Below are 3,545 nucleotides of genomic sequence, written 5' to 3'. Positions count from 1 at the left end.
CGCAGGCTTCTGCGCCGGTAAACGCGTTTCGATGAAATACGCCGTACCTCGACACAACAACACAACAATGATAGCCAGTTTTGAGAGCGCAAAGTTCTCATAAGTGTGGTGGCGATAGCAAGAAGGATACACCTGTTCCCATGCCGAACACAGAAGTTAAGCTTCTTCACGCCGAGAGTAGTTGGTGGGAAACTACCTGCGAGGGTAGGAAGCTGCCACGTTTACATATGGAGGATTAGCTCAGTTGGGAGAGCGTCTGCCTTACAAGCAGAGGGTCACAGGTTCGAGCCCTGTATCCTCCATTGAGCCGTTAGCTCAGTTGGTAGAGCAACTGACTTTTAATCAGTGGGTCGACAGTTCGAGCCTGTCACGGCTCAGAGAATTATTGGTTTTAAATGGCGGTTCAAGTCGATATTTTTGCCGACTTAGCTCAGTTGGTAGAGCATCTGTCTTGTAAACAGGGGGTCGAAGGTTCGAATCCTTTAGTCGGCATGGCACCAATAATTTGATAGGTATTCTGTTTCATGCGGAAGTAGTTCAGTGGTAGAACATCACCTTGCCATGGTGGGGGTCGCGGGTTCGAATCCCGTCTTCCGCTTTCCAAACGCAGTGCCGAGGGTGCGTTTGGTCGAAAGATTCCTCGGTATTATCATGATTTGCACCCATAGCGCAATTGGATAGAGTGTCTGACTACGAATCAGAAGGTTGTAGGTTCGACTCCTACTGGGTGCATTTGACGGGAAATAGCTCAGCTTGGTAGAGCACCTGGTTTGGGACCAGGGGGTCGCAGGTTCGAATCCTGTTTTCCCGATTGGACGCTAGTCCATATGGTTTTTTCGCGGTGTAGCTCAGCTGGCTAGAGCGTCCGGTTCATACCCGGGAGGTCGAGGGTTCGATCCCCCCCGCCGCGATTGAGCTTGGACCTTTAGCTCAGTTGGTTAGAGCAGACGGCTCATAACCGTCCGGTCGTAGGTTCGAGCCCTACAAGGTCCATCTTTACAGGGTGGCCACTGTTCGGTATAATCGATTTGTTACTGTTATCGCGGGATGGAGCAGTTCGGTAGCTCGTCGGGCTCATAACCCGAAGGTCGCAGGTTCAAATCCTGCTCCCGCAATTGCATGGTTCCATGGTCTAGTTGGTTAGGACGCCTGCCTGTCACGCAGGAGATCACGGGTTCGAGTCCCGTTGGGACCGTTTGCGGCTCGGTAGCTCAGTCGGTAGAGCAATGCATTGAAGCTGCATGTGTCGGCAGTTCGATTCTGTCCCGCGCCATTTTCATAATCACCCTTATGCGGGTGTAGTTTAGTGGTAAAACCACAGCCTTCCAAGCTGTTGTCGCGAGTTCGATTCTCGTCACCCGCTGCGATTATGATATGGGCCTATAGCTCAGTTGGTTAGAGCGCACGCTTGATAAGCGTGAGGTCGGTGGTTCAAGTCCACCTAGGCCCATTGTTCCATTAATTTTATAGCTCATGGAGAAGTACTCAAGTGGCTGAAGAGGCGCCCCTGCTAAGGGTGTAGACCGGGAAACTGGTGCGAGGGTTCAAATCCCTCCTTCTCCGTTGTGGCCCGTTGGTCAAGTGGTTAAGACACCGCCCTTTCACGGCGGTAACATGGGTTCAAATCCCGTACGGGTCATGGTTAGATGGAGAATTACCCAAGTCTGGCTGAAGGGAACGGTCTTGAAAACCGTCAGGTGGGCGTAAGTCCACGCGAGGGTTCGAATCCCTCATTCTCCTTTATTATTATCGCGGGATGGAGCAGTTCGGTAGCTCGTCGGGCTCATAACCCGAAGGTCGCAGGTTCAAATCCTGCTCCCGCAATTATATGGTTCCATGGTCTAGTTGGTTAGGACGCCTGCCTGTCACGCAGGAGATCACGGGTTCGAGTCCCGTTGGAACCGTCCCCCTCCAATTGAGGGGAACATCAACTTTATATAAAACGGTTTAAATGGCTCGGTAGCTCAGTCGGTAGAGCAATGCATTGAAGCTGCATGTGTCGGCGGTTCGATTCCGTCCCGCGCCATTATGGAGGAGTAGCGAAGAGGCTAAACGCGGCGGACTGTAAATCCGCTCCTTCGGGTTCATAGGTTCGAATCCTATCTCCTCCATTTTATAGGGATATAGTTTAATGGTAGAACTACGGTCTCCAAAACCGTCAGTGTGGGTTCAACTCCTACTATCCCTGCTTATCATGGCGGTATTGGTGAAGCGGTTAACACACCGGTTTGTGGCACCGGCATACGTGGGTTCGATCCCCACATACCGCCCTTTTACTGGGGTATAGCCAAGTGGTAAGGCAACGGACTTTGACTCCGTCATGCGCTGGTTCGAATCCAGCTACCCCAATTTTCTCCAACTGCCATAGGAGAAACGCACTTAACTTGATGAATATGGCGGTGTAGCCAAGCGGTAAGGCATGGGTCTGCAAAACCTTGATCGTCGGTTCGATTCCGATCACCGCCTTATCTTGCGGTTGACGCCCAGCAAGAGAGTGCCAATTTATATTATGCCGGTGTGGCGGAATTGGCAGACGCGCGGGATTCAAAATCCCGTTCCAGCAATGGAGTATCGGTTCGACCCCGATCACCGGTAGACTTGCCCCGTTTTGGGGCTTTTTTAGTGCTCAGAAATCTGGCGAGGGGTCTTAAGAAAAATCGGCTATTTGGCAATTTCTGTGCCGAACGCCGATCTCTTTTCATTATTGCGTCATTTTAAGATATGCTGATCGTCATTTGACTTTTACCGCTAACTTTTTGTTTGTGGAAAGGTTCTTGGCGTGGCCTGAGTGGCAGTTTTCAGTGTGCATAGGATCTGACTTCATTTTCCAATTTATTAGGTCTGTGACGCGCTTATTGTTCATTTGCCATGAATTTAAGAATGACAATCCCCAAACCAACGATGATAAGCAGTATCGCGATGAGATTAACCCCGCGATTGACACTTCGATAGTGAGTGAAGAATCCATAATCAATGCGTGTGTTTACGGCTGCGATCAACATGCCTAAGACGAATAGTGCACCACCGATTACAATAACAATATCCATTTTGATTGCCTCCATTTCTAAGTGGAAATCGACTGCTGAATGATCTCGCTCCTTTTAATTATGACTGGCCGGAAATCCCGTGACTTTAACCATGGGATGGATAGGCCCTCTCTCAACGCCTTTTAGGGCGCTTTTTCAGTTCGGTGTACTTTTGGTTGTTGATGTAATTCTCAACAACGTCCTTGCTCATGTTGCCAAGTGTACTCATGTAGTAGCTGGGTGACCATAAATGCCCACCCCAATCTTGAGAATCGCGAATTTCTGGATGCCGTTTGAGAAAGATAAAGGCACTTCTGCCCTTGAGCGCTTTGATGGCACTGGTTGGTGCCTTGCTAGGCGGAAAACTGATCAATACATGGACATGATCGGGCATGACTTCCATTTTTTCGATCACAATTTCATTATCATCGGCAACCTTTTGCAGAATGACCTTCATTTCATCTACCAGTTTCCTGGTTACAAAAGTTTGATGCCGATATTTCGTTACCCAGATCAAAT

Annotated in this window: 2 protein-coding genes, 25 tRNA genes and 1 rRNA gene; 26 read left to right on the top strand and 2 right to left on the bottom strand. The window is 49.5% G+C overall.

What is annotated here, in order from left to right:
• The first annotated feature begins 104 nt into the window (after nt 1–104).
• The 26 genes from rrf to BVJ53_RS13935 all read left to right on the top strand — a co-directional run bounded on the left by rrf (nt 105) and on the right by BVJ53_RS13935 (nt 2,595).
• Nucleotides 105–221 (top strand): 5S ribosomal RNA (gene rrf / locus BVJ53_RS14060).
• 8 nt (nt 222–229) lie between these two features.
• Nucleotides 230–302 (top strand) — tRNA-Val (locus BVJ53_RS14055).
• A 2-nt stretch (nt 303–304) separates the two neighbouring features.
• A tRNA-Lys gene (locus tag BVJ53_RS14050) sits at nt 305–377 on the top strand.
• Nucleotides 378–419: 42 nt separating this feature from the next.
• A tRNA-Thr gene (locus BVJ53_RS14045) sits at nt 420–492 on the top strand.
• 34 nt (nt 493–526) lie between these two features.
• Nucleotides 527–598: transfer RNA gene (locus BVJ53_RS14040), tRNA-Gly, on the top strand.
• 60 nt (nt 599–658) lie between these two features.
• Nucleotides 659–732 (top strand) — tRNA-Arg (locus BVJ53_RS14035).
• Nucleotides 733–737: 5 nt separating this feature from the next.
• Nucleotides 738–811: transfer RNA gene (locus tag BVJ53_RS14030), tRNA-Pro, on the top strand.
• Between the two features lie 26 nt (nt 812–837).
• Nucleotides 838–911: transfer RNA gene (locus BVJ53_RS14025), tRNA-Met, on the top strand.
• A gap of 8 nt (nt 912–919) precedes the next feature.
• A tRNA-Ile gene (locus tag BVJ53_RS14020) sits at nt 920–993 on the top strand.
• 48 nt (nt 994–1,041) lie between these two features.
• Nucleotides 1,042–1,115: transfer RNA gene (locus BVJ53_RS14015), tRNA-Met, on the top strand.
• 6 nt (nt 1,116–1,121) lie between these two features.
• Nucleotides 1,122–1,195 (top strand) — tRNA-Asp (locus BVJ53_RS14010).
• Between the two features lie 5 nt (nt 1,196–1,200).
• A tRNA-Phe gene (locus BVJ53_RS14005) sits at nt 1,201–1,273 on the top strand.
• Between the two features lie 19 nt (nt 1,274–1,292).
• A tRNA-Gly gene (locus BVJ53_RS14000) sits at nt 1,293–1,363 on the top strand.
• Nucleotides 1,364–1,376: 13 nt separating this feature from the next.
• Nucleotides 1,377–1,450: transfer RNA gene (locus BVJ53_RS13995), tRNA-Ile, on the top strand.
• Nucleotides 1,451–1,475: 25 nt separating this feature from the next.
• Nucleotides 1,476–1,563 (top strand) — tRNA-Ser (locus BVJ53_RS13990).
• 4 nt (nt 1,564–1,567) lie between these two features.
• Nucleotides 1,568–1,639, top strand: a tRNA-Glu gene (locus BVJ53_RS13985).
• 9 nt (nt 1,640–1,648) lie between these two features.
• Nucleotides 1,649–1,740 (top strand) — tRNA-Ser (locus BVJ53_RS13980).
• 10 nt (nt 1,741–1,750) lie between these two features.
• Nucleotides 1,751–1,824 (top strand) — tRNA-Met (locus tag BVJ53_RS13975).
• 6 nt (nt 1,825–1,830) lie between these two features.
• A tRNA-Asp gene (locus BVJ53_RS13970) sits at nt 1,831–1,904 on the top strand.
• Between the two features lie 49 nt (nt 1,905–1,953).
• A tRNA-Phe gene (locus BVJ53_RS13965) sits at nt 1,954–2,026 on the top strand.
• 4 nt (nt 2,027–2,030) lie between these two features.
• Nucleotides 2,031–2,111 (top strand) — tRNA-Tyr (locus BVJ53_RS13960).
• A gap of 6 nt (nt 2,112–2,117) precedes the next feature.
• Nucleotides 2,118–2,188, top strand: a tRNA-Trp gene (locus BVJ53_RS13955).
• A gap of 9 nt (nt 2,189–2,197) precedes the next feature.
• A tRNA-His gene (locus tag BVJ53_RS13950) sits at nt 2,198–2,270 on the top strand.
• 7 nt (nt 2,271–2,277) lie between these two features.
• Nucleotides 2,278–2,349 (top strand) — tRNA-Gln (locus tag BVJ53_RS13945).
• 46 nt (nt 2,350–2,395) lie between these two features.
• Nucleotides 2,396–2,466 (top strand) — tRNA-Cys (locus BVJ53_RS13940).
• A 45-nt stretch (nt 2,467–2,511) separates the two neighbouring features.
• Nucleotides 2,512–2,595, top strand: a tRNA-Leu gene (locus BVJ53_RS13935).
• Nucleotides 2,596–2,852: 257 nt separating this feature from the next.
• Here the strand turns inward: BVJ53_RS13935 and BVJ53_RS13930 are convergent.
• On the bottom strand, nt 2,853–3,047 hold the full coding sequence (locus BVJ53_RS13930; protein WP_129302920.1) for a hypothetical protein: 195 nt from the start codon (nt 3,045–3,047) through the stop codon (nt 2,853–2,855).
• Between the two features lie 112 nt (nt 3,048–3,159).
• Nucleotides 3,160–3,545: IS200/IS605 family transposase (gene tnpA / locus BVJ53_RS13925; protein WP_129302919.1), on the bottom strand; the 386-nt coding region annotated here is incomplete at its 5' end.

Origin of the sequence: Lacticaseibacillus chiayiensis (assembly GCF_004123795.1) — a bacterium.
Classification (GTDB): Bacteria; Bacillota; Bacilli; order Lactobacillales; family Lactobacillaceae; genus Lacticaseibacillus; species Lacticaseibacillus chiayiensis.
The sequence above is the reverse complement of the archived record's forward strand: the minus strand, read 5'-3'. Positions and strand labels throughout refer to the sequence as shown.